Source organism: Staphylococcus sp. 2S1 (genome assembly GCF_046721335.1).
GTDB lineage: Bacteria > Bacillota > Bacilli > Staphylococcales > Staphylococcaceae > Staphylococcus > Staphylococcus equorum_A.
The window spans coordinates 1,221,846-1,245,033 of record NZ_JBEUUJ010000003.1 but is presented as its reverse complement, the minus strand read 5'-3'; the positions used below and the strand labels follow the sequence as shown (position 1 = coordinate 1,245,033).

At 33.9% G+C, this 23,188-nt stretch carries 16 protein-coding genes and 9 pseudogenes; 9 read left to right on the top strand and 16 right to left on the bottom strand.

Annotation, left to right across the window (positions count from 1 at the left end):
* Nucleotides 1–385: 385 nt before the first annotated feature.
* Nucleotides 386–1,223 (bottom strand): annotated as a pseudogene (locus ABLV90_RS06530) (biotin/lipoate A/B protein ligase family protein).
* Nucleotides 1,223–2,211, bottom strand: a pseudogene (gene pta, locus ABLV90_RS06525) (phosphate acetyltransferase). The pseudogenes ABLV90_RS06530 and pta overlap by 1 nt, the downstream one beginning before the upstream one ends.
* Nucleotides 2,212–2,382: 171 nt before the next feature.
* Here pta and hemQ point away from each other — a divergent pair.
* The 3 genes and pseudogenes from hemQ to ABLV90_RS06510 all read left to right on the top strand — a co-directional run bounded on the left by hemQ (nucleotide 2,383) and on the right by ABLV90_RS06510 (nucleotide 4,906).
* Nucleotides 2,383–3,132, top strand: a complete 750-nt coding sequence (gene hemQ / locus ABLV90_RS06520) for a hydrogen peroxide-dependent heme synthase (protein ID WP_002508442.1) — start codon at nucleotides 2,383–2,385, stop codon at nucleotides 3,130–3,132.
* Between the two features lie 515 nt (nucleotides 3,133–3,647).
* Nucleotides 3,648–4,455, top strand: a pseudogene (locus ABLV90_RS06515) (threonine/serine exporter family protein).
* Nucleotides 4,427–4,906, top strand: coding sequence for a threonine/serine exporter family protein (locus tag ABLV90_RS06510; protein ID WP_460872378.1), 480 nt, complete (start codon nucleotides 4,427–4,429; stop codon nucleotides 4,904–4,906). The pseudogene ABLV90_RS06515 and the gene ABLV90_RS06510 overlap by 29 nt, the downstream one beginning before the upstream one ends.
* Nucleotides 4,907–5,115: 209 nt before the next feature.
* Here the strand turns inward: ABLV90_RS06510 and ABLV90_RS06505 are convergent.
* From ABLV90_RS06505 to ABLV90_RS06490, 4 genes and pseudogenes are all read right to left on the bottom strand, one after another.
* A pseudogene (locus ABLV90_RS06505) lies at nucleotides 5,116–6,604 on the bottom strand (APC family permease).
* Nucleotides 6,605–6,667: 63 nt separating this feature from the next.
* Nucleotides 6,668–7,030 (bottom strand): DUF423 domain-containing protein, encoded by a 363-nt coding sequence (locus ABLV90_RS06500; protein ID WP_057513016.1) that lies wholly within the window; start codon nucleotides 7,028–7,030, stop codon nucleotides 6,668–6,670.
* A gap of 24 nt (nucleotides 7,031–7,054) precedes the next feature.
* Nucleotides 7,055–7,445, bottom strand: a pseudogene (locus tag ABLV90_RS06495) (DUF5327 family protein).
* A 2-nt stretch (nucleotides 7,446–7,447) separates the two neighbouring features.
* Entirely contained in the window at nucleotides 7,448–8,104 is a 657-nt protein-coding gene (locus tag ABLV90_RS06490) for a uracil-DNA glycosylase (RefSeq protein WP_069832606.1), read from the bottom strand.
* Nucleotides 8,105–8,685: 581 nt separating this feature from the next.
* On the opposite strand from ABLV90_RS06490, the gene thiD reads away from it, so the two are divergent.
* Complete coding sequence (thiD, locus tag ABLV90_RS06485) at nucleotides 8,686–9,516, top strand: bifunctional hydroxymethylpyrimidine kinase/phosphomethylpyrimidine kinase (RefSeq protein WP_460872377.1); 831 nt, start codon at nucleotides 8,686–8,688, stop codon at nucleotides 9,514–9,516.
* 124 nt (nucleotides 9,517–9,640) lie between these two features.
* Here thiD and ABLV90_RS06480 read toward each other — a convergent pair whose 3' ends face one another.
* Nucleotides 9,641–10,378 carry an SDR family NAD(P)-dependent oxidoreductase gene (locus ABLV90_RS06480; RefSeq protein ID WP_460872376.1) on the bottom strand — a complete coding sequence of 246 codons (738 nt, stop codon included), beginning with the start codon at nucleotides 10,376–10,378 and terminating at the stop codon, nucleotides 9,641–9,643.
* A gap of 114 nt (nucleotides 10,379–10,492) precedes the next feature.
* Between ABLV90_RS06480 and ABLV90_RS06475 the strand changes: the two genes are divergently transcribed.
* A complete protein-coding gene (locus ABLV90_RS06475) occupies nucleotides 10,493–11,389 on the top strand; it encodes a LysR family transcriptional regulator (protein WP_460872375.1) in 897 nt (298 codons plus the stop codon).
* A 130-nt stretch (nucleotides 11,390–11,519) separates the two neighbouring features.
* On the top strand, nucleotides 11,520–11,690 hold the full coding sequence (gene vraX / locus ABLV90_RS06470; RefSeq protein ID WP_002508451.1) for a C1q-binding complement inhibitor VraX: 171 nt from the start codon (nucleotides 11,520–11,522) through the stop codon (nucleotides 11,688–11,690).
* A 262-nt stretch (nucleotides 11,691–11,952) separates the two neighbouring features.
* Here vraX and ABLV90_RS06465 read toward each other — a convergent pair whose 3' ends face one another.
* The 9 genes and pseudogenes from ABLV90_RS06465 to hxlA all read right to left on the bottom strand — a co-directional run bounded on the left by ABLV90_RS06465 (nucleotide 11,953) and on the right by hxlA (nucleotide 20,690).
* The gene (locus ABLV90_RS06465) at nucleotides 11,953–12,393 is read right to left on the bottom strand and encodes an ASCH domain-containing protein (RefSeq protein WP_460872374.1); all 441 of its coding nucleotides are present in this window, start codon (nucleotides 12,391–12,393) and stop codon (nucleotides 11,953–11,955) included.
* 143 nt (nucleotides 12,394–12,536) lie between these two features.
* The gene (locus ABLV90_RS06460) at nucleotides 12,537–13,949 is read right to left on the bottom strand and encodes an MFS transporter (protein ID WP_460872373.1); all 1,413 of its coding nucleotides are present in this window, start codon (nucleotides 13,947–13,949) and stop codon (nucleotides 12,537–12,539) included.
* Between the two features lie 172 nt (nucleotides 13,950–14,121).
* The gene (locus ABLV90_RS06455) at nucleotides 14,122–14,385 is read right to left on the bottom strand and encodes a hypothetical protein (protein ID WP_427705377.1); all 264 of its coding nucleotides are present in this window, start codon (nucleotides 14,383–14,385) and stop codon (nucleotides 14,122–14,124) included.
* Between the two features lies 1 nt (nucleotide 14,386).
* Nucleotides 14,387–14,749 (bottom strand): hypothetical protein, encoded by a 363-nt coding sequence (locus ABLV90_RS06450; protein ID WP_427705379.1) that lies wholly within the window; start codon nucleotides 14,747–14,749, stop codon nucleotides 14,387–14,389.
* Nucleotides 14,721–15,864, bottom strand: a pseudogene (locus ABLV90_RS06445) (thiolase family protein). The gene ABLV90_RS06450 and the pseudogene ABLV90_RS06445 overlap by 29 nt, the downstream one beginning before the upstream one ends.
* Nucleotides 15,864–17,225 carry an AMP-binding protein gene (locus tag ABLV90_RS06440; protein WP_460872372.1) on the bottom strand — a complete coding sequence of 454 codons (1,362 nt, stop codon included), beginning with the start codon at nucleotides 17,223–17,225 and terminating at the stop codon, nucleotides 15,864–15,866. The pseudogene ABLV90_RS06445 and the gene ABLV90_RS06440 overlap by 1 nt, the downstream one beginning before the upstream one ends.
* A gap of 279 nt (nucleotides 17,226–17,504) precedes the next feature.
* A pseudogene (locus ABLV90_RS06435) lies at nucleotides 17,505–18,852 on the bottom strand (alanine/glycine:cation symporter family protein).
* A gap of 654 nt (nucleotides 18,853–19,506) precedes the next feature.
* Nucleotides 19,507–20,055, bottom strand: a complete 549-nt coding sequence (gene hxlB / locus ABLV90_RS06430; protein ID WP_002508460.1) for a 6-phospho-3-hexuloisomerase — start codon at nucleotides 20,053–20,055, stop codon at nucleotides 19,507–19,509.
* 1 nt (nucleotide 20,056) lies between these two features.
* Nucleotides 20,057–20,690, bottom strand: a pseudogene (gene hxlA, locus ABLV90_RS06425) (3-hexulose-6-phosphate synthase).
* Nucleotides 20,691–21,249: 559 nt separating this feature from the next.
* Here hxlA and ABLV90_RS06420 point away from each other — a divergent pair.
* From ABLV90_RS06420 to folE2, 3 genes and pseudogenes are all read left to right on the top strand, one after another.
* Nucleotides 21,250–21,610 (top strand): annotated as a pseudogene (locus tag ABLV90_RS06420) (YojF family protein).
* Nucleotides 21,611–21,622: 12 nt separating this feature from the next.
* A complete protein-coding gene (gene bshB2 / locus ABLV90_RS06415) occupies nucleotides 21,623–22,288 on the top strand; it encodes a bacillithiol biosynthesis deacetylase BshB2 (protein WP_069816988.1) in 666 nt (221 codons plus the stop codon).
* 14 nt (nucleotides 22,289–22,302) lie between these two features.
* Entirely contained in the window at nucleotides 22,303–23,181 is an 879-nt protein-coding gene (gene folE2, locus ABLV90_RS06410; protein ID WP_427705386.1) for a GTP cyclohydrolase FolE2, read from the top strand.
* Nucleotides 23,182–23,188: the final 7 nt, after the last annotated feature.

The window sequence follows — 23,188 nt, the reverse complement described above, 5'->3', positions numbered from 1 at the left end:
ACTCAACCTTAACTAATTTTACACACATTATTATACATTATCTCACAAATTTTATATTATGCCATACAACTCTAGACATAGATATTTGGTTTATTTTTAATTAAATAACAGAAAGTGTCTTCTCAAAAGTTAATACCTGCTACTAATTATAATCAATACTTTTCCATTATAAAACTCTATAGTCTTATATTCAAAAAGTTAACATGATTTTACGGAAATTTATTTAAATTAGTTAGTTTTAAACTACACTTTTCCTATATTACTTATTTACTTTCTATAATTCAACAATTAGAAAGATTTATGTCAATAATTTTTATATTAACTATAAAAAAGACCAGAGCCGTTACTTTAATAAAAAAGTATCGTTTCTGGTCTTAATAATTATTTACTCCATCGCTTGATTCATCTTAGCGTTACGTTCAATCATTTTTTCAAAGTAACCTTCATAGCGTTGCCATTCATCATTTGTTATAGGTTCCATGTTTAATTGTCCACCTAAATCTTTAAGGGCATATAACAATTTAAACATTACGTCTTGGACAGTGATTGTTTTACCTAATAGTGACTCTAACGACGCCATGCATTGTGGATCAATATTTGGATAAGTGAATTTTGTTTCTGCATCCTTTAATGCGCGTTTATAAAAAGATTTCATCATATCAAGCACGTTCACTGCCATCACCTTCTACACAAAGATACACTTGTACAGCAATGCCACCACGTACCCGTCTTTGGGAAATACCCGCAAATTTTCGCCCATTAATACTTAAATCAAATTTCCCTGGACAATACGATCGTTCAATTTCATGTGTTTCAATCTCTACATCTTCATCTTCAAACATTTTCGAAACCAATAAATACATCACTGTAAAAGCTTCATCTATTGTAATGTCATGTTTACCTTTAAAGAGAAGAGAAATATTGAGTATACCTTGGTCTAGGACTACACCCAAACCACCTGAATTTCTAACAATCGCATTATAGCCACGTTCTTCAGTAAGATAACGAATGCCGTCTTGTAAAAAAGGTAGGCGTGAATCATGTATACCTAAAATGACTGTATGTTGGTGTATCCAAGTACGTACCACATTACATGATAAATCTTTGCCAACACTTTCAGAAAATGTATCATCGAATGCAAATGATTGCATAGGCGCTAACCCAGAAGAATGGTCAATATAACGCCAATCTATATCATTAAAATATTTACTTGCTAAATCCATTATTGTAATGTTTGCGCGACAGTAATGATTGATAAGTTATACACGTCTTCTGTTGAACAACCACGAGATAAATCATTCACTGGAGAATTCAGTCCTTGTAGTACTGGACCTACTGCATCAAAACCGCCTAAACGTTGTGCAATTTTGTATCCAATATTACCCGCTTCTAAACTTGGGAAGATAAATACATTAGCATTACCTTGTATTTTTGCGTCTGGTGCTTTTTTCTTAGCAACTTCTGGTACGATTGCTGCGTCAAATTGGAATTCACCATCTACAACAACATCTTCAATATTGTCAGTTTCAATTTTCTCTTGAGCTAAATTCACTGCATTTGCTACTTTTTCAACATCGTCTGATTTTGCAGAGCCTTTTGTTGAAAAACTTAACATTGCTACACGCGGTGACATGTCAAAGCTTTTAGCAGTTTTTGCACTCTCTACTGCAATTTCAGCTAAGTCTTGTGCTTCAAGCGTTGGATTGATTGCGCAATCGCCGAAGATATATTGCTCTTCTCCTTTAATCATAAAGAAAACGCCAGATGTTTTTGAAACACCAGGTTTCGTTTTAATAATTTGTAATGCTTGGACGAACTGTATCGCCTGTAGAATGTGCTCGCACCGCTGACTAGTCCTTCAGCTTTACCAGTATAAACAAGCATTGTACCAAAGTAGTTTACATTTTTTAGCATTTCTTGTGCTTGTTCTTCAGTCGCTTTACCTTTACGGCGTTCAACGAAAGCAGTTACTAATTCTTGTTTCAATTCACTTGTTTCTGGATCGATAATTTCAATGTTAGTAATATCTAATCCTTTATCGTTAGCTAAAGCCTTCACATTAGCTTCATTACCCAATACTACTGGTGTAACATATTCCGTATTTTGTAATTGTGTTGTCGCTGTTAATACGCGTTCATCTTCACCCTCAGGTAATACGATTCTCACATTTTTTCCTGAAAGTTTTTCTTGTAATACATCTAATAAAGACATAGGGGGCCTCCTCGAAATTTAAATCTATTTATTTACACTATATAGTATACGTTATTTTTTTATAGAATTCCATGTCACCAATTTGTAATCATTTACTTATGTTTTAACACTGCCTTTATGGTAGAATTTTATAGTGAAGACATAGAAATTTTCACAAAGGAGCGATTTACAATGCCACAAGTACCAGAAACGTTAGACGGTTGGTATAGTTTACATTTATTATATGCTATTGATTGGACTACTTTACGTTTAGTTCCAGAGGAAGAACGTCAATCTCTCGTGGAAGAATTACAATCGTTTTTAGATAAGCACGAAGAAGCACGTACAAATAATGCAGGAGATCATGCATTTTACAATATTAATGGTCAAAAAGCAGACCTTCTTTTATGGGTATTACGTCCAGAAATGAAAGATTTAAATGCTTTTGAAAATGAATTTAATAAATTGAAAATTACAGATTTCTTAATTCCAACATATTCTTATGTTTCTATCATAGAATTAGGTAATTATCTTGCAGGAAAATCTGATGAAGATCCATATGAAAATCCTCATATTAAACCAAGATTATTCCCTGAATTACCTCGTACTGAATATATCTGTTTCTATCCAATGGATAAACGTCGTGGTGAAACGTATAACTGGTATATGTTACCACTTGAAGATAGAAAGAAACTTATGCATGATCATGGCATGATTGGTCGCCAATATGCAGGTAAAATCAAACAATTCATCACTGGATCTGTTGGTTTTGACGATCACGAATGGGGCGTTACACTTTTTGCAGAAGACCCACTTCAATTCAAAAAAATTGTTTATGAAATGAGATTTGATGAAACGACTGCACGCTACGGCGACTTTGGTAGTTTCTTTGTAGGTAATATCATCACAAAAGATGTCTTACAAGATTTATTTTCATTATAAAATACAATAAACGATTCTATTCATATTAATGGAAACGTATAAGACTGTCGGCAAAGTATCCAACTTTGTCGGCATTTTTTTATGCATTCACCTATTTCGGTATTCGTTCTTACTCGCTCTGCTTTCACTATGGTGAAAGCTAGAGCGAGTAAAAAGGCACACTTGCCGTTGAACAAGTGTGCCTGAGTCTGTGTAGTGTGTTTGGGAGAACTTTAATCACTACTTAATTTAATATTAACTGTTAAATATTGTCGCTACTCAATATTTGTCTGAAACAGCTAACTAATATTATTTTAGCCTATTTGCGAAATTTGAAACATATTTAAATTACTTAAATTGTATAAAATGTTATATTTTAAAATTTATAAAGCGCATAAGTTACTTTCTGATTCCTCTAACAATTTTTATGAGTAAAGTGTTACAATAAAAATTATTAACTCAATAACTTATTCCTATGCTATGAATACAAAAACATAGCTTTAGTTAAATACTTCATTATTGGTGATTAAATGACAATATACAATCAAACAGTTGAAAGTTATGATGAAAGAATGGCGAAAGATGTCATTTTGCTCGCGAGGACGCATTCTGTTGGAATCTGGTGCAGAAGGTTCCAGAGTTGAAGATACAATGACTCGGATTGCAACTACGTTAGGTTATCCAGAAAGCAATAGTTTCGTAACTAATACAGTCATTAACTTCATGTTACATAACGAATCTTATCCTAGGATCTTCAGGATTAAAACACGAGATACCAATCTTCATCGTATATCAAGAACAAATGGTATATCTAGGCAGCTTGCTTTAGGTGACATTTCACTTGAAGATGCCTTTCAAGAACTGCAAAAAATATATCATGAACAAAGCATTAACCATGATCTAATTTTCAAATTTATTGCTGCCGCTGTTATCGCGACCAGTTTTTTATATCTTCAAGGTGGCATCTTAACAGATGTACTTACTGCTATTTTGGCTGGTTCCTTTGGCTTCATTGTTGTAGAAACGCTTCAACGAAAATTACACGCTCAATTCATTCCAGAATTTATGGGCGCAATTGTCATCGGTCTCATAACCGTTTCAGGACATTATTTAATACCCGGTGGTTCGATATCTACTATTATAATAGCTTCAGTAATGCCTATCGTTCCTGGTGTATTAATAACGAATGCCATTCAAGATTTATTCGCCGGTCACATGTTACTATTTACCACTAAATCACTAGAAGCCCTAGTGACTGCCTTTGGTATAGGCGCCGGTGTTGGTACTATACTCATTATTTTTAGGAGCAATGTCTATGTTTTGGATTTTAAATTTAATATTTAGTTATACTGCTTCCCTTTTCTTTGGTGTGATATTTGATGTGCCAAAACGCCTATACAACACAGTTGGTATTGTAGGTGCATGTGGATGGATGTTTTATATTTTATTTTATGAAGGTTTTCATTTCCATACTATATATTCTAGTTTCTTTGGAAGTATTGCGTTAGGTATGCTAAGTCACATCATGGCTCGTTATAAAAAGGAACCCGTAATTATATTTATGGTTCCAGGTATTATCCCACTCGTACCTGGTGGTCTTGCATTCGATGCAACAAAAAGCTTGATTCTATTGGAATTTAGTAAAGCAATTAATACAATGTTAGAAGTGACTTTAATTGCTGGTGCTATCGCTTTAGGATTACTTTTTGCTGATCAAATATCAAAACTTATTGTCTCTGGTACGAAAATACGTAAAAAAGAATTTAACACGCATGATGCTAAAGCAAAAACCTGAGAAAAATCATTATTACAAATGATTTTTCTCAGGTTTTTTTGTTACTCGCTATTTTTATAATCAAAGATCTAATAATAAAAGCCCTCCAATATAAACACTTTTAATATGTCTGTATTGAAGGGCGTATATGCAATTATATAATCCAAGTTTAAATGTTAGGATTATATAATTTTACATGCAAAAAACATGATTATTATTCACAAAAACAACTAGTTGTTCGCTTTATCTGATTTATTTTTATTAATTAAATCTACTATTTCATCTTCTGATTGATTTAAAATAAGTTTACTTAGTCTGTCATTATCCATATTTTTCAGTTTTGGATAACGTACAACAAAGAAAATTAAACCAATAATTAACCAACCGCCTAATGCGATATAAGATGGTGTTGAAAGTGCTGCTTGGTGACCCAGGAACTAATAATAAGAGTAAGAACACAAATGAAACGATTGAACCTAATATCGCAAAAACTTTGTATACAGGTCCGTATGTGTTACTTGATTTATCAAAACTAAAGAGTCTTGTTGCTGATAAACATGTAATAAAATAAGCAATTGATACACCTGTTGAAGACATATCAACAATCCACGTTAATGCAGTACGACCTAGCCACGGTGCAATTAATGTAACAGAAACTAAAAAGAAAATTGCAATATAAGGTGTCTTATATTTTTTATGCAATTTACTAAATACAGAAGGCATAATGCCTGAACGTCCCATTGAGAATAATAAACGGCTTGAACTCATCAAGAAACCATTTAAACCAGTGAATATTCCCATCATAATTGCAATTGCTAGCACTGCTAAACCAATATAACCAAAGGCTTCTTGTGTCACAGCACCTGTTAACCATAAATTACCATTTAAACTTGTTGATGAACTACTTAACCAACTTGTGTATAAAATCATTAATACATAAGTGAATGTTGCGGCAAGTAAACTATAAACGATTAATTTAAATGTTTTATTCGGCGCAAAATCAAATTCTTCTGCTGTTTGTGGAATATTGTCAAATCCAACATATGCCCATGGCGCTACCGCCACAATCATAATAATGGATGTAAACCAACCTTCTTTTTCATTAGTTAACGGTTGTAAATTTTCAAAAGAGAAGTTATTCCCGAAGAATGAACCGAAAAATAGTAATAAGATTGTTATAACCATTGCTACACAGAAATAAAATTGTAGAGATCCTGATACACTTGCACCTTTAATTGCTATAAACATAAAGACAATTAATAATAACGATGCGATAAGAATCTCAGTTATATATACATCCCATCCTGCAATAGTATATAACTTACCAGTTTCTAATATATCTGGTAGTAAGAACTTAATTAATAAACTAAATGCTGTTGCGTTTAAAGCTACAACACATATATATCCAAAAGTTAAAAACCAGGATGAGAAGAAACTGACGTACCTTCCAAATCCTAAAAAACTAAATGCAAATGCCCCACCTGAAACTGGAAAACGTTCAACTAAAGCACCATAACTTACTGCAATCAGTATCATTAATAATGCACCAATTACAATACCTATCGCTGCAGATATAGGACCTGATTGACCAATCCAGTCGCCAGGTAGTATAAATGCGCCCCAACCTATACATGAACCATAGGCTATAGCCCATACAAATTTTTCAGATAAGTTTTGTTTTAAATCTCCTCTATCTATTTCCTTATCATTTTGACTCATAAATAAAATTCACCTCATGGACTGTATTATACCCACAAGATGAATTCTATAACAATTAAAAATTTATAATTTAAATGTTCCGATAATTAGCATTAACCAACCTACTAGGAATAAAACCCCACCGATTGGCGTAATTGCGCCAAGAATACGAATTTGAGTTAATGCCAAAATGTATAATGAACCACTGAAAAAGACGATACCGAAGAACATGAGCCAACCTGCCCAATTCACGTTAATTGAAGTTGTACCACTAATGATACCAAGCGCGAGTAAGCCTAAACCATGATACATTTGGTAAGTCGTTGCTTTTTCCCATACTGATAAATATTTTGCCGATAGTTTATTTTCTAAGCCATGTGCACCAAATGCGCCAGTTCCTACTGCCATCATTGTGTTCAATGCACCTAATATAATAAATACTTTCATCATGCTATTTACTTCCCTTCTTAATTAAAAATCAAATATTGAATCTCCATTACCTATTTCATCATCAGTAACCAACTTGTTAGATGTAAGTGACGTGTCAGAAACGCTATTTTGTGACGCGGGTTGTGATGTTTTACCACCCATCGCTCGAATCTCTTCCGCAGATACACCTTGTTTTTTAGAGGTCTGGTTGCGATTTTGAATTACTATTACTTACTATAGTAGAAGTTTGGAATGAAGAAGAAACATCATACGTATTATCTTTATAACTTTTATGCTGGCTTGTCGACCCTGTAACAAGTGAAGTCAACGTGTGAATAGCATAAATATGCTTTTCAAATTCAGCATTATGCTTTGCTTCGTCCGTTGCTACTAATTCTTGCTCAATTAACTGTATGATCTTATCTTTTTCCATGTTTATGCCTCACCTTCACACCAATTTACTGGTGCTTTACCATTTTCTTGTAAATACGTATTTGCTTGAGAATATGGTTTTGAACCAAAGAAACCACGATAAGCAGATAAAGGACTTGGATGTGGAGACTTAATGATATGATGTTTCGACGTATCTATCAATTTGATTTTTTGTTGTGCGGGTTTTCCCCATAAAATAAACACAACATTTTCTAATTGTTCAGATACAGTTTGAATCACTTCATCTGTGAAAAGTTCCCAGCCAATTTCTTTATGTGAATGTGCCTCTCCTTGGCGGACAGTCAGAACGGTATTCAATAACAAAACACCTTCACGCGCCCAATCTTGTAAATGCGGCGTTGTTCTTTCACAACCTATGTCATCTTTAAGTTCTTTATACATATTACGCAATGAAGGTGGAAACTTAGCATCTGGTTGTACTGAGAAAGCTAAGCCATGTGCTTGATTCGGTCCGTGATATGGATCTTGACCTAATATGACAACTTTCACTTGTTCAAATGGTGTTAAATCAAATGCTTGGTAAACATTCTCTCTATCTGGATATACAATTTCTGTTGTATATTCTTTTTCTAAAAATTCGTGCATCGCACTAAAGTCATGTCGCGTAGTAATTTCATGAAAAACATCTGACCATTCCATATTCCCTCTCACCTCAGTTAGTATTTTAACATATTAGAACTACTTTCACGCGCAAGAAATTGTGCGCGTGAATAAGTAGTTCTTATGCATGTAAAGTAGTTCTTCTTGCGCTAGCAAGACTAGCACTACTTATGCAAGTGCATCGACACTTGTAAACCTTAAACCATCTCAGGTAATCCTTTTTAAAATCCTCGCGCAAGAAATTGTGCGCGTGAATAAGTAGTTCTTATGCATGTAAAGTAGTACTTCTTGCATTAGCAAGACTAGCACTACTTATGCAAGTGCCTTAGCACTTGTAAACATTTAAATCTGCTCAGGCGAACCATTATTTCTACTTTGTATCCACAAGAATAGAACCACTTATGCAAGTGCATCAGCACTTGTAAACCTTAAACCAGCTCAGGTAATCCTATAAGATATTTTAAATATTTTATAGTTAACCCTATTTCACTTCATCAAAATAAAATTAATCTACATTATACAAAGTAGTTAAATATTGCTCGCTATTTAAAAGGTCATTATTTAGAATACTCGATAAACGTGGTATGATATGTACAAAAGAAATTTAGGAGTGAAGATTCATGGCATTGAAAAAAACATTAACGATTGCAGGTTCAGACACAAGCGCGGGCGCAGGTATGCAAGCAGATTTAAAAACATTTCAAGAGTTAGAGACATACGGCATTGTTGCTCTGACATCAATCGTTACAATGGATAAAGCGACGTGGTCTCATGACGTAACGCCAATTCCATTTGATGTGTTTGAGAAACAATTAGAAACAGCAATCTCAATTCACCCAGATGCTGTGAAAACAGGTATGCTCGGTACACAAGAAATTATCAAACGTCTTGGCGAAGCTTATGAAGAATCTGGCGCCGATTACTTTGTCGTCGATCCAGTGATGGTCTGTAAAGGGGAAAACGAAGTATTAAACCCTGGCAATACTGATGCAATGATTGAGCATTTATTACCTAAAGCAACTGTCGTAACACCAAATTTATTTGAAGCGGGGCAGCTTGCAAATCTAGGTACTTTAAAATCAATAAATGATATGAAAAAAGCTGCTGAAATCATTCATAAACAAGGTGCAAAGCATGTCATTATTAAAGGTGGTAAAGCTTTAGATCAAGATAAATCTTATGACCTTTACTATGATGGTAAACAATTCTACCAATTAACTACGGATATGTTCCAACAAAGCTATAATCATGGTGCAGGTTGTACTTTTGCAGCAGCAACTACTGCGTATTTAGCAAACGGCAAAACACCAAGAGAAGCAGTTATTGCCGCCAAAGCTTTTGTTGCTTCTGCAATTAAAAATGGTTGGAAGATGAATGACTTTGTAGGTCCAGTTGACCACGGTGCATATAACCGTGTTGAACATATTGATGTTGACGTTACAGAAGTTTAAAATCTTCATGAGGTTTTATAATATAAAAGAGCAACATCACATTAAACTGAAAAGTTTGTGATGCTTGCTCTTTTTATTTATAAATAAGTTCGATTTAGCTTAATTTTAAAAGTATTATTAAATGTTATTGAATTGTGAATCCACCATCTATAGGAACAACTACACCATTCATAAACTTAGCTTCATCTGATCCTAGAAATACTGTTAAATCTGCTACTTCTTCAATTTGACCGAAACGTTTCGCGGGTACGGAATCTTTCGGAATACTATCAGCCACATCTTTAATTAATGGCGTTTCAATAGTACCAGGCGCTATTGCATTGATTTTAATATTATATTTTGCATATTCTGAAGCGAGATGTTTTGTATACCCAATAACAGCATGTTTCGCAGTTGTATAAGCGGCGCCACCTTTACCGACAACTAACCCTGCTACTGAAGCTATATTAACAATAGCACCATTTTGTTTTTCAATCATATCTGGCAGTACTGCATTCGACAGTTGGAAAGTGCTTGTTAAATTAATATTTAATAAAAAATTCCATTTGTCTAAATCAGTATCTAAACTTGTTTGATATTTATCGAATATACCAGCATTATTGACTAAAATATCAATTGAACCAAAGACTTCTTTTGTTTTATCAACCATGTTATGAATATCTTCCGTTTTTGTGATATCTGCTTTAATTGCTAACGCTTGATATCCATTTTCAATAATTTCTTGCACAACTTCTTGAGCACCTTCGATATTCATATCTGCTACAACAACTTTCGCGCCTTCTTCTGCATATCTAAGCGCCTCCGCTCTTCCCATACCAGAAGCTGAACCTGTAATTAACGCAACTTTATCTTTTAATCTCATTTTATCGTATCTCCCTTTATTAATACTATAACTTTATGGTAACATTACCCATTAATAACTTATAATATTAATTTTTCATCATTCTATAACCTGAGGTTATGAAAGGAGCGAGTTATGGATTTTATAAATTTAAAATATTTTCAGATAGCCGCAAAAGCACGCACTTTTACTGAAGCCGCAAAGTCTCTAAATATTTCCCAGCCGGGTTTAAGTAAAGCCATTAAGCAATTAGAGTCAGAAATAGGCGTTATATTATTCAATAGAAATGGAAGAGAGGTTTATTTAAATAACTATGGGAAAACATTATTGAGCTTTGTAGATAAAGCATTTGTAGAATTAGATTCAGGTATCCATTTAATACAAGAAGATGCGGGTTTAGAGAACGGCAACATTAATTTTTCTGCTACCTTCCCTCATGTTTTCCCATTAATAATGACCGACTTTTTAGATGAATATCCAAACGTGCATATCACGCAAAAGCAATCATCTTCAAAAGAAATGGAAAATTTGATTTTACAAAATGAGATTGATTTTGGTATTTCCACTTCTCCTTTAAAATCTAACGATATACAATGGGTACCCTTAGCCATAGATGAAATTTACTTAACAGTACCGAAGACACATAGATTAGCTAATAGAAATTCTATTTCATTAACAGAGTTAGAATCCGAAAATTTCATTGGTTTATTACCTAGTTATGGTTTTCGAGAAATTACAGACGCCTTTTGCGAAGCGACAAATATTCAGCCCCAATATAAACTTGAATTAGAAGAATCAACTTCTATACTAAAGTTTGTCTCTTTAGGTTATGGTATTTCTTTTACTCCAAAAATTTCATTAATACATGATCAATCAGATGTCCTTGCAATACCAATTGATTTTCCCAAATGTGAAAGAAATATAGGCATCGTATATAAAGAACATCATTTCCTTTCTACTGCGGCTAAAAAATTCATTGATTATACAATTGATTGGTTTACAAATTATAGTGATTTTGATTTTAAAAAATAAATATTAAGAATTAGAAGTTTAAATAATATACGACATAAGACCGATACAAAGTTGATACTGAAGACTCATGTATTTTCCAAGGAAATCTATTAGTATATTAAGTGTAGAGAGAAAAGGAGGGAATCACAGCATGATTATCTACAAACAGGCTTTTGAAAATGGTAACCCAATATATGAAATTATCACTAAAACTTTCAAAACAATTTCTGTTAAATTTGATGAAAATTTCAGCATGAATGAATTATATAAGTTACTCTCTCTACTTGAAAGTGATGTTGATAATATGAAACTAACCTATTAATAACATTTACTTTACACCTAAGACTTTTCAAAATTTAGCTTTAAGAAGAATTCAGAAGAACATATATGCAATAACTCCCCTTTAGAAATTAGAAGTTTAAAAAGAATAAAGGCAACATAAGTTGTCCCCTTATGTTGCCTTTGAATAACACAACCCTATAAACACTCACCCTATGAGCGGTACACAGTTAGACAAAGATTGTCCCCTTTGTTGTGCTTGGAGAGAATACTCGAAGCAGTGCTAACTAATGTACCGCTCTTTTTTATACATACAATAACTTAAATTCTTCACACACCATGATTTCTGTTTCATCAAAAGGAATGCCTAATTCAGCATAATATGATTCGAAAAATTCGATATGTGCTTGGCGCCAATATGCCGGCGACTTATCTCCTTCACCCTCAAGATACGCATGTTCTTCAGTAACATCATTAAATGGGGTTTGGTAAACACGTGTAGTTTCAATGATACATTGCGGGTTTCCTTTTTCATTTAATACAACGCCGATATCACCGACTTGTGGTAACGCTTCTTCCTCTACTTTATAAGACGCTAATCCGCTTGTCGTCGCAGTTTTCATGCCCTTTTTCACTAAATCAGCTAGTTCATCTTCGTCGACACCAAAAGACCAAGCATCAAATTGCACACCTTTATATTCAGGAAATGCTTCGATAAAAGATCTCCAATATGTTTCTACTGTCATAGTTATCCTCCTAGTATACTTGTTACTTCACTTATTATTGTATCGTACTCTTTTAAATTAACACAAAAAAACAATCGACAAAGTTTCATCACCATGTCGATCATTTTTGACTCGAATAAACCGAATCTTTAAAATCATTTTTATTATACGCGTTTGTTTTTAGCCCACCACATTGCCTTTTCAGGATTTTCTGCATAATATTCATATTCTTCATCACTTTCAACATTAGGATAAGATCCCTTAAGTGATTTACCAGAAGTACTTACATGTAATAACGAAATGACGATAATACCAACAATACTCATCGCAGTTAAATAATAAGCAGGAGATAAAGGATCACCTGTCTTCGCTACAAGTGCAGAAGCAATTAATGGCGTTGTGCCACCAAATAAAGATACAGATACATTAAATGTTACTGCTAATGTTCTATATCTGATATGTGTATAAAACATCGTCGGTAATGATCCAGGCATTGTCGCTTCATATGTTGATAGGAAGAAGCCTAGAATAAAGATACCAACAATAACATAGATGATTGAAGTTGATTGGAAAAGTGAAAAGGCGAATATACTCAATACGGCTGTACCAATTAATCCAATTAAGAACACTTTTTTCTCGCCAATTTTATCAGCAATTCTGCCAAACATTAATGCTAATGGAATCATTACAGCCATTACAAGTGTAATTACTACTGAAACTGTTGTACTATCAAGTTTAACAATTTGCTGTAAATAAGAAGGCATGTATGAAGTCACCATGTAATTAGTACAATTAAAGAACGCTACCGCTACGAAACATACAATTATATCTTTATAATAATATCTAATAATAGTTAAGAAACCAATTGTATCTCTTTTTGATTTTGTTGCAATTTCATTTTCATAAACAGGTGATTCTTCTAATTTTCTTCTTAAATAGAAACCAAAAATACCTAAAAATAAGCCTAAGATAAATGGAATTCTCCAACCCCATGAAGCCATTTGATCATCATTTAAAAAGAAAAATAGTAAGCCTGTTATCACCGAGGCGACAATATAGCCCGATAATGTTCCTATTTCAAGTCCAGAACCAAGCGTATTTCGTTTTCTATCCGGAGAAGATTCTGCAACATACACCATAGCGCCCGCATACTCTCCACCTGTCGAAAATCCTTGTAACACTCTACCTAGCAATAGTAATATCGGGGCCCAAATACCGATTTGTTCATATGTAGGCAATAAGCCAATGAACAATGTCGAGAACGCCATCATAATAATGGTCGTTGTTAGTACTACTTTTCTACCGTATTTATCTCCAATAATGCCAAAGATAATACCGCCAACAGGTCGTAGTAGAAACGCAATTGCAAATGTTGCAAAAGTGAAAATCGTTTTGAGTTGATCATTTTCTACCGAACTGAAAAAGTTTTGTCCAAGTATTACCGCTAAATAAGAATATAACCCAAAATCGAACCATTCCATAGCGTTACCTATACCTGTGGCAAACACAGTTTTTTTAGCGGTTTTAGGATTAACTTTATTTATCTTACTTTCATCAAAATCTTTGTCATAATCCATGAATATTTCACTCCTTTTAACATGCTATATTATTATACGGAGTTAGTTTGTATTGTCAAATTGATATCTATTTATTACTTTTTGTTTTTAATAATTTTATGAAAATGATTATATTTATTTTTAATTAACAATACATAATAGCTTTTCTATATTCACAGATTAAATATCACTTTTATATTTTTACAATGACAATTTTCACATCACCACTTTGATTAGAAATAACTATTTTTTCGTTTGTTACAAGTTCAAAATTTAAAGATTCATTCATTTCAACTGATGCCACATATTTCACTTTGTACGCTACCCATGTTACTTTTTTATTCGTGAGTGCAAGTTGTACAATCAATTGACCTGGCACTATATTTTCATGCACTGGGTTTTGATCATTGATTAAACCTAAATATTCATTCACTTGTTCTGTTGTTATTTGTATCATGCTAAACCTGCTCCAAAAATGTTTGTTTAATAGTGATATAGTTTTCACTATTTTTATGTATTTCTAATTTAAAAATGTATTTCGTAAATGATTTTATTTTCTTCTTCTCAACAATACACATATACGCAAGATAAGTTTCATTCGTTTCAAGTGGTTTTGAATGGTTGATTTCTGTTTCTTTCAGCAAAATATTACGATTAGCATATTGTTGAAACAGCTGAAATTCTGGCCATAACTTAGCACAATATAAAGGAGGCACTTTGTTTAATGGACGTTGATTAAAGTATTGATTATAAGCCACGACTTCTTCTTCAATAAATATGATTTCTTGCTCTTCATGTCCATCTTTCAAACAATAATGCATTGCCCATGCCGCCTCCTATTCCCATTGTAGCAATTGTTCTTTGATATTCTTCCATGTAAAACAAGCGTGTCACTAAAGCCGCACCACTTGCGCCATAGGGATGACCTGTAGCGATCGCACCACCATAAACATTTAATTTCGCATCAGATAAACCCAACATTTCTTGGCTTGCTAACACCTGTGATGCAAAGGCCTCATTCAATTCGACAGCATCAATTTCATCAATAGTATAGTTGTTTTTTTCTAATAGTTTTTTCACTGCTTGGTGCTGGGCCAATGCCTAATACATTCGGATCTACGCCTACAGTTAAGCCATCAGTAAATGCTAACCCGCTATTATAACCACATGCTTTGGCAGTTTCTTTTTCCATAATCATTAATAACACTGCACCATCATTTTTCATACAACAATTTCCAGCAGTAACTGTGCCTTCAGGTAAGAGCGGCTTCAAACGATTCAGCGTCCGTTCCGTTAACTTAGGTTTAATACTTTCATCTTGTTGAAATGTTTCACCCTTAACTTGAAATGGCATTATTTCTCGGGAAATGATTTGACGTTCATATGCAGCCATCGTTTTTTGATGGCTCATCCATGCATAATAATCTTGTGCCGTTCTTGAAATGTTGTAAGTTTGAGCTACATTTTCAGCCGCTTCAATCATTGAAGGATCCTGTCCCTCCGGAGCAAATGATGCGCGTTCAAAAAACGTTGGTAATTGCGTATCATAAACAGATTGAGGTCGTTTTATTTTCCAAGGCGAACGGCTCGTACTTTCTACACCGCCTGCCATATAAATCGTACTGCGCTCTGCTTGTATCATACGGCAAGCTTGTAATATCGCTTCTAAACCTGAGCCACATTGTCTATCGATAGTTACGCCCGGGATATGGTGATCTAGTTCAGCTTCGAGTAAGGACTTTCTCGCCAAATTACCTCCATTACCTACGACATTACCTAGAATAACGTCATCAATATCTGACATCACATGTGGCAATGTTTCTTTGAAATGTGTAAATAATGGTTTTATGAGGTGTTCTGGCTCTATGTGCTTAAGCTTTCCTCCATATTTGCCAAATGCTGTACGTTTTGCCGCAACAATCACTGCTTCTTTCATCATCTAAACTCTCCTCCTAAATAACGTTCCTTCATTTGTCTTCGAGCTATTTTCCCACTTTGTGTATAGTACATTTTATCTATTTTAATTAATTTAGATGGTATTTGATATCTCACCAAATGTGGTGACAAAAAACTTTTCAACGACTGATAAGACACATCCTGTGGGCCTGTATAAAGTAGTACTGTAATTTCCCCAAACTTCGAATGTGGTTCACTCACTATGCACACTTCATTAAAATATTCATAACCTTGGGCTACACTTTCAATTTCAGTTGGATAAACATTTCGACCACCAATAATCATGCGGTCACCCCGACGTCCGTGCAAATAGAGATATCCGTTATGATCAAGTGAAGCAAAATCACCAATTTCTAGCCATTTACTTCGTGACATATTCTGATTTGCATAACCACTAAACACCATATTACTTTGAATATGTAACACGCCTACACCTTGTTCATCTTGATGTGCCAAATGTATTTGCACATTTGGAAAAGGTAAACCAACAGAATGACATGGTGCTTCATTATTGTAGTTATAACTTATAAAGCTTGCTTCAGATGTTCCGAAGAACTCTATTAATAAAGTTTGTGGCATATATTGTTGTACTTTATTTCTTGTTTCCGGAGGTAACTTGTCACCTGTAGAAAAAATATAGCGCACTTGGTTTATTTTAAAGTTTTCAGTCAAACATGATGTTAACATTGTCGGTACTAAAAACATGGCAACTGTTTTAGATGCTTTTTCAATCGTTTGTAATAACGATTGCGCATCAAATTGACGTTGCCCTATAAACGTTCTCCCACTATATAGCGCATAGATACAAGCATATAAAGACAACGAATGAGACAAAGGACCAGGTGCAACGAGTATATTAACTGGCTCTTCTAAAAGCTTTTCGTTTTCTTTATAAGAATATAACCAAGATTTTTCATTGCGATAATAAGCTTTTGGTAAGCCTGTCGTTCCTGAAGTAAAACCAACATGTAATAAATCATTACGCCACTTCAATTGATTTTCTTTAATGTGTTTATTTATTACTTCTTTTTCCTCATTAATTACATAAGAAATCCCGTAATGATTTAGTAATGTGTCTATCTGTCCTTGTGACCATTGAAAATCTAGTATGCATGGAATACAATGCCTCTTTAGCAATGCACAATAATAGATAATTGTTTCCATAGGGTTTTTCATAACGAGTGCTACAAATTGATGACTAGGAATATCAGTTAAATCTGCAACCACTAATTCGATATTTATCTTTAACTGTTTATAACTACACTTTAAATCATCAAATTGCAACGCAAGATGTTGTGGTCGTTTTTGTGCATGTTGCTCAATCTTTTCTAATATTTCCATTTTCCTGTCACCCTTTAAAATGTAAACTTTAATACAATACATGTTAACATTAATTATAGTCGTTTACCTTTACAGAATCACGGATAAATTTTACTTATGGGGATTTAGAACATCTTTATCCCAATTTCCTTTAAAATTCGATAATATTTTCAATTCAAAACCCATTTACCTACTTAATTTTCCAATAATAAATTACTCAAACCCAACAATAGAGAAATCTGCATACAAAAACCCCCCACTCCATTTTGTAGTGAGAGGCTATCTATTTAATAGAACAACTTATTTATAATTTTTAAAGAAATCTATAGTTAATGATTTTACTTTCGGTGAAAGTATAAGTACTGCAATAACGTTAGGTATAAGTACAATTGCAAGTGCTAAATCTAATAAATCCCATAGTTGTGTGGTCGCACCCAAAGCACCTACGACTAATGATAATACATAAACGACTTTCATAATCCAAGCACCTGTTAATCCAAATAAGAACTCTGCCATTCTAGAGCCATAAAAAATTACGACAATGACTGTTGAAAACACGAAAAATAACATCGATATCGATACACTCATACTGCCGAATTCTCCAAAAGCATCTTCAAATGCTCTGGCTGTAAGCGCTGCAGATTGTGACTTTGCATCTTCTGATTTCCAGACACCAGAAACAAGCACAACAAATGCAGTCGTACTACACACGACAAGCGTATCAACTACAATTTCACTAACACTCCAAAAAGCCTGACGTACAGGATGATCCGTTTTTGCAGTCGCGTGGGCAATAGGTGACGTACCAAGACCTGCTTCATTAGAATATATTCCTCTAGCAAATCCCCAACGAATGGTAGTTGCAAGTGCTCGCACCGAATGTTCCCCCTAATGCTGCACTAGGGTTAAAAGCTTGTTCAACCACAAGCGCAATGATATGGGGCACTTGCGTAATATTCATTATAATAATAGTAAATCCTAATAAACAATATAAACCGACCATAATTGGTACAATCTTCTCAGCAATAGATGCAATACGCTTAATACCACCAAACACGACTAATGCTGCAAGTATAGCTAAAACGACGCCAGTTACGCCCATATGTATATCGAATGTATCATGCACAGTACTTGCAGCCGAATGACCTTGTACCATAATACTTGGTATAAGCTCAAGCATCAGCGCAAAAGCAAAGACAGTAGAAAAAATGGCTCCTAATTTTTTGTTTTTAAAACCTTTCTTCATATAATATGTAGGTCCACCAACAAATTCGCCTTTTTTATTTTTTTCACGATAATGTACACCGAGTACGTTTTCGCTGAATTTTAAAGCCATTCCTAGAAAAGCTATTACTATCATCCAAAAGACAGCACCTGGACCACCCATCATAATTGCAGTAGGCACCCCAACAATATTCGCAGCGCCTATTGTAGATGAAAGTGCAGAGGTCAGGGCTTGCCTCGGTGTGATTGTACCCTCACCTTTAGGCGTTTTATTGACTCTTCCAAATGTTTGTTTCATCATATAAAAGAAATGTCTAAACTGAATAAATTTCAAGTTTATTGTTAAATACAAACTTGCAACTAATAATAAAGTAACTAAAGGAAATCCCCAAAGCCAATCTGAAAAAGCAACGATTTTTTCCATTATATCTCCCCTTTAATAATGTATTAAAATCAAATTGTCATAGATTTACGTAAAAATAGTCTAAAGGTGACTAAACTATTTTTTTATAGTATCCCCTATTTGTTTTATTTCTAATCATTCGTTGCTATTTTAAAATACATTTATTGATTCTAATTAAGTTTCTTCTATGGTTTTTAAATTTATTATTATTAATATCAAAATAAATTGTAGTATCAAATTCTCATTATTATGCACTTTGTTATCAACCACCTGTTCAACATAGCTATGACAATGACGTTAAAGTTGAATTTGATTAACAATTGAACATCAGGGAAAGGGTAACATACAATAAATTTTTATCACGCATATTTATTGTTCATTTTTTAAAAACAGCGAGTCAAAAACGATTTTAGTGCCTTGTAATTAATATATAAAAACATTAAACAGTTAGGATGATTAAAATGAAAAAACTTTTAACTATTAATATTTTAGCTTCACTTGCAATAATCGCTTTTATAACATGCAAGCAATGTGTAGATATGACAAAAGAAAATAGTATGGAAGAGCATAATAGAGTTCATTTAGATTAATTTTAATATATAGAAATAAAAAGAGAGTGGAAACTAAAATTTAGTTTCCTCTCTCTTTTTACTTTTATTAACACTTATATTTTGGTTATTCCAAATTTGCGTGGTTTTGTTGCATTGCTTCTTCATCAACTTTTAACTCAGTCATTAAATCTAAAACAATACTATCTAAAAACACTTGTGATGCTTGTTCAAATAGGCTACCTAAAGGCTGTGCTGATCCTTCAGCATCATATTTCGTCCCTGCCGGTAATTCAATAACTGCATTTGCAAGCTCACCTATCGCTGAAGCCGGATTTGTCGACAATAATACAACTTCTGCACCTACAGCTTTAGCTTTATCTGCTAATAATCTTAAATGCTCTGTCGAACCTGACCCAGAGATAATAACAAACAAGTCATTTTCAGTAATAGACGGCGTCGTAGACTCACCCACAACATGCGCGTATTTGCCTAATTGATTTAAACGCATTGCAAAACTATTTGCTACAAAGCCTGAACGACCTTTTCCTGCAACAAATATTTGATTCGCTTCAACCACTTGTGTTAAAAACGTTTTTGCTTCACTATCTTTCACGTGCGATAGTGTATGGTCTAATTCATCTAATATTAAGCGATAATTTGTAATTTCAGTCATATTATCTGCCTTCAATCGCATCTCTACATTGTTTAGCAGCTTCAACTGGATCGTCTGCATTAGCAATACCGCCACCAACAACAACTAAGTCTGGTTCTTCTGCTACAACTTCTTTAATTGTATCTGGTTTAATACCACCAATAACAGCTACTTTTGAATTAGAAATAACTGATTTAACTTTACGTAAACTTTCTAAAGGAGATTGACCTTCAGCTTGTAAGTCATAACCAGTATGCACAGCGATATAGTCTGCGCCTAAATCATCTAACTCTTTAGCACGTTTTTCTAAATCTTGTACTGCAATCATATCAACTAATAATTCTTTACCACTTTTATGTGCTTCTTCAACTGTCGCTTTAATTGATGCATCTTCTGCAACACCTAAAATTGTTACTACGTCTGCACCAAATTTAACTGCTTGGCTTACTTCGTAGTCTGCGAGCATCCATAATTTTTAAATCTGCAAGTACTTTTACGCCTTCTATATTATCGTTTAAATGTTGAACCGCTGGTAAACCTTCATTAATAACGATTGGTGTACCAATTTCTACGATATCTACATAATCTTTAACTTTATTCGCAAGTTTTGCCGCGTCCTCTTTATTCAATAAATCAATTGCTAGTTGTAATTCCAAAATGATCATCCCTTCTTGAATTAAATTATAGAGCCATCGTTGTGACTTAACTTACTATATAATGTTGCACTTAAGCTATTTACCCTTAGTTTTATATATTAAACGCGTAAAATAACATGATAAATACTGTACATCCTCTACATAAAACGAAGATACCCGTTAATACCTATGTTAATTCTATGTTTTATTGTTAAAACTACAGTCATAATAAATTAATTATTATGCAAATTATATATAAATGTTATGACACTTATGCATTATACTTCTTTTATATATTTTTAACAGGAATTGGATTCCAGCCCTATTTCACTATTAAGTTGAGACTTTTTACTATAAATTGAGCAGAGTGATACATTTCTGCTGTGCTTTTTAGTAGAATGAAGAGATAATCAAAATATAAAATACAATTCTTAGATATAAAATTCACTTTTCTGGTAGAAAATGTATACGAGTCGGTTTACACTAAAGTATAGACTTATATCATCGAAATCTATTGTGTTAAGTAAATATAAATAATTGAATTTTGTAATGTTGGGTTTGGAAGCAAGGAGGCAAAATTTTGGAACAAATAAACATTGAGAAAGTACAAGCATTACTTTCTTCATATGAGCATAAACCTGTATACTTACATGTTGAAACAACAAATGGTGCATATGCTTGCTCACTTTGACCAACGTGTATTTAATGCGGGAACTTTTTTGAGAAATATTCAAGTAACTTACGAGCACGCTCAACTTAAAGGTGGCAACAAAGATCCTTTCCGTGTCGGTCTTAAATTGAAAGATAGCGGTTGGGTCTATGTCCAAGGATTAACACATTATGAAGTGAATGAGAATGGTGAGTTTCTTCTAGCAGGCTTTAACTATGAAGGTCAATTAGCTGCTGCTTTAGAAATTAGTACTCAACCGTTCAAAGCATAAGGAGGGCGTATCATGGCAGAGGAAAGCCAAGTATTAGTAATTTTTCCACATCCAGATGATGAATCGTTCTCATCTGCAGGCACATTAGCACGCTATATCGATAATGGAGTGCCAGTCACGTACGCATGTTTGACACTCGGACAAATGGGTCGCAATTTAGGCAATCCACCTTTTGCTACGCGTGAGACATTACCAGATATTCGTGAAAAAGAATTAGAAAAAGCAATGGAAGCAATAGGCATAACTGATTTACGTAAAATGGGCTTACGAGATAAAACTGTAGAGTTCGAACCACATGATGAAATGGATGCAATGGTTAAATCCCTCATTGATGAATTACAACCATCTGTCATCATTTCATTCTATCCACAGTTTGCTGTTCATCCTGACCATGAAGCTACTGCAGAAGCAGTCGTGAGAACGGTTGGTCGTATGCCAGAATCTGAAAGACCACGTTTACAGCTTGTAGCATTTAGTAATGACGCACATGAAAAATTAGGTGCACCAGACATTCTAAATGAGATCAGTGATTATAAAGAGGTTAAACTACGTACATTCGAAGCACATGCATCTCAAACAGGTCCATTCTTAGAGTCACTTGCAACACCTGACGTACCTGGAGAAGCACACAGTTTCTTAGAAGTAGAACCTTATTGGACTTATAACTTTGAATCTTAAGTGGAGGCAATAGCATGACAGAATTTGACTTATCTACTAGAGAAGGCAGATGGAAGCACTTTGGTTCTGTTGACCCTATCGAAGGTACGAAACCAACTGAAAAAGAAAATATGAAAGACTTACAAAGTACACATAAAGATTTCTTGTTTGAAATCGAAGAGGTAGGTATTAAAAACTTAGTTTACCCAGTACTTGTAGATCGTTTCCAAACTGCCGGAAACTTTAGTTTTTCAACAAGTTTAAATCAAGACGAAAAAGGCATTAATATGAGCCGTATATTAGAAAGTGTCGAAAAGCACTACAATAATGGCATTGAATTAAATTTTGACGCACTTTATCAATTATTACGTAGTTTACAAGTTAGCATGGCACAAAACGCCGCTGGTTTAGATGTCTCAGCTAAATGGTTCTTCGACCGTTATAGCCCAGTCACTCAAATCAAAGCTGTTGGTCATGCCGATGTAACTTATGGTTTAGCGATTGATAAAGATGATGTAACCCGTAAAGAGATTACAATCCAAGCCGCAGTGACTACACTTTGCCCTTGTTCAAAAGAAATTAGCGAGTACTCAGCACACAACCAACGTGGTATTATCACTGTAAAAGCTTTTCTAAATAAAGATGTTGATTTAATAGGTGATTATAAAGAAGTCATTTTAGATGCGATGGAAGCTAATGCAAGTTCTATGTTATACCCTATTCTAAAACGTCCTGATGAGAAAAGTGTTACAGAACACGCTTATGAAAATCCAAGATTTGTAGAAGACCTGATCCGTCTAATTGCTGCAGATTTAGTAGGTTTTGAGTGGCTTGATGGTTTTGAAATAGAATGTCGCAATGAAGAATCTATTCACCAACACGATGCTTTCGCTAAATTAAAATACCATAAATAGTTAAATA